We start from the raw sequence: 2,174 nt of genomic DNA on the forward strand, positions 1-2,174 counted from the left end.
CGTCACGGCGGTATCGAGCACGACGAACCCGCCGTCGGCGAGGAACGCCACCGCGGCATCCGGGTCGGACGACGCGAGCACGAGGTCGTACTCCGCCGGCTGCAGTGCCGTGCCGTCGACGATCACGATGTCGCCCTCCGACATCCACACTCCGGCCTTAGCCGCCTGGATCACCCGCTGCACGTCTTTGCCGATCCTGGGGCCGAGGGCGCGCGCGTTCACGGTGAGGCGGCGTTCGATGCCGAAGTCGCTCAGGCTCGACTCGGTCAGGGCGACCAGGTCGACCGACTTCACGTTGAGCTCATCGGCGAGGATGTCGACGAACGGCTCGAGCGCTGCCGGTTCGGGCGTCACGACCGTGAGTCGCGCGAGCGGCAGGCGCACGCGCAGCTTCTGGGTCTTGCGCAGAGCGAGACCGGCCGACGCGATCTCCCGCACGCGGTCCATCGCGGCGACGAGGTCGTGGTCGGCGGGGAACTCGGACGGGTCGGGCCAATCCGCGAGGTGCACGCTGCGCCCGCCGGTCAGACCCTTCCAGATCTCTTCGGTCACGAGCGGCAATAGGGGTGCGGCCATGCGGCACAGCGTTTCGAGAACGGTGTACAGGGTGTCGAAGGCATCCTGATCGGTGCCGTCCCAGAACCGGTCGCGCGATCGGCGTACGTACCAGTTGGTGAGCACGTCGCCGAAGTCGCGCAGGGCGAGCGCGGCGAACGGGCTGTCGAGTTCGTCGAGGTGCGACGTGACCTGGTCGAGCACCTCGCGGGTCTTGGCGAGGATGTAGCGGTCGAGCACGTTCTGCGACGCGGTCGACCGCGCGGCCGTCACGCCCCTTGGTTTCGATACACCTGGTCTCGATACACCGCCTCCGGCGGCACTCGACCCGACACTCAACCCGCTCCCTCCGGTCGCGGAGTTCGCGTACAACGTGAAGAAGTAGTACGTCGACCAGAGCGGCAGCAGCAGCTCGCGCACGCCGCCGCGGATGCCTTCCTCTGTGACGACGAGGTTGCCGCCGCGGATCACCGATGATGACATCAGGAACCAGCGCATCGCGTCGGCGCCGTCCCGGTCGAAGACCTCGTTGACGTCGGGGTAGTTCCGCAGCGACTTCGACATCTTCTGCCCGTCGTTGCCGAGCACGATGCCGTGGCTGATCACGTTCGAGAACGCCGGCCGATCGAACAGCGCCGTCGCGAGCACGTGCATGAGGTAGAACCAGCCGCGCGTCTGCCCGATGTATTCGACGATGAAGTCGGCTGGGTTGTGGCCGGCTTCTCCGGCGACACCGTCAAACCAGTCGTGGTTCTCGAACGGGTAGTGCACCTGCGCGAACGGCATCGACCCGGAGTCGAACCAAACGTCGAGTACATCCGGGATGCGGCGCATGGTCGAGCGACCCGTCGGGTCGTCGGGGTTCGGGCGGGTCAGGTCATCGATCGCGGGACGGTGCAGGTCGACCTCGCCCTCTTCGTCGGTCGGCAGGCGCCCGAAGTCGCGCTCCAGCTCTTCGAGCGAGCCGTACGCGTCGACGCGGGGGTACTCGGGGTCGTCGCTCTTCCACACCGGGATCGGCGAGCCCCAATACCGGTTGCGGCTGATCGACCAGTCGCGCGCGTTCGACAGCCACTTGCCGAACTGGCCATCCTTGACGTTCTCCGGCACCCAGGTGATCTGCTGATTGAGCTCGCCCATCCGATCACGGAGTTCGGGCACACGCACGAACCAGCTCGATACCGCCTTGTAGATGAGCGGATTGCGGCAGCGCCAGCAGTGCGGATAGCTGTGCTCGTAGGACTTCTGCTGGAAGAGACGCCCCTGCTCCTTGAGGGATGCGGTGAGCGGCTTGTTCGCGTCGAACCAGTGCTGCCCCGCGACCTCCGGCACGGTCGGCAGGAACCGGCCGTTGTCGTCGACCGACAGGATGACCGGGATGCCGGCCTCGCCACAGACGACCTGGTCGTCCTCGCCGTAGGCGGGCGCCTGGTGCACGATGCCCGTGCCTTCCCCGGTCGCCACGTAGTCGGCGACGAGGATCTGCCACGCGTTCTCGGTGCCCCAGGCTTCGGTGTCTGCGTAGTAGTCCCAGAGCAGGTCGTAGTGGACACCGTCGAGGTCGGCGCCGATGACCGTGCGGCTGACGGCGGCGAGCGCCTCAGCGGCGGTCTCGTAAC

1 protein-coding gene is annotated in these 2,174 nt (G+C 67.2%); it reads right to left on the minus strand.

The features are described from left to right. Positions 1 to 2,174, minus strand: a 2,174-nt coding sequence (locus tag RMO30_RS01210) for a class I tRNA ligase family protein (RefSeq protein WP_309708419.1), incomplete at both ends; no start/stop codon positions are given.

Origin of the sequence: Pseudolysinimonas sp., assembly GCF_031389465.1 — a bacterium.
In the GTDB taxonomy this organism is placed as follows: Bacteria; Actinomycetota; Actinomycetes; order Actinomycetales; family Microbacteriaceae; genus Pseudolysinimonas_A.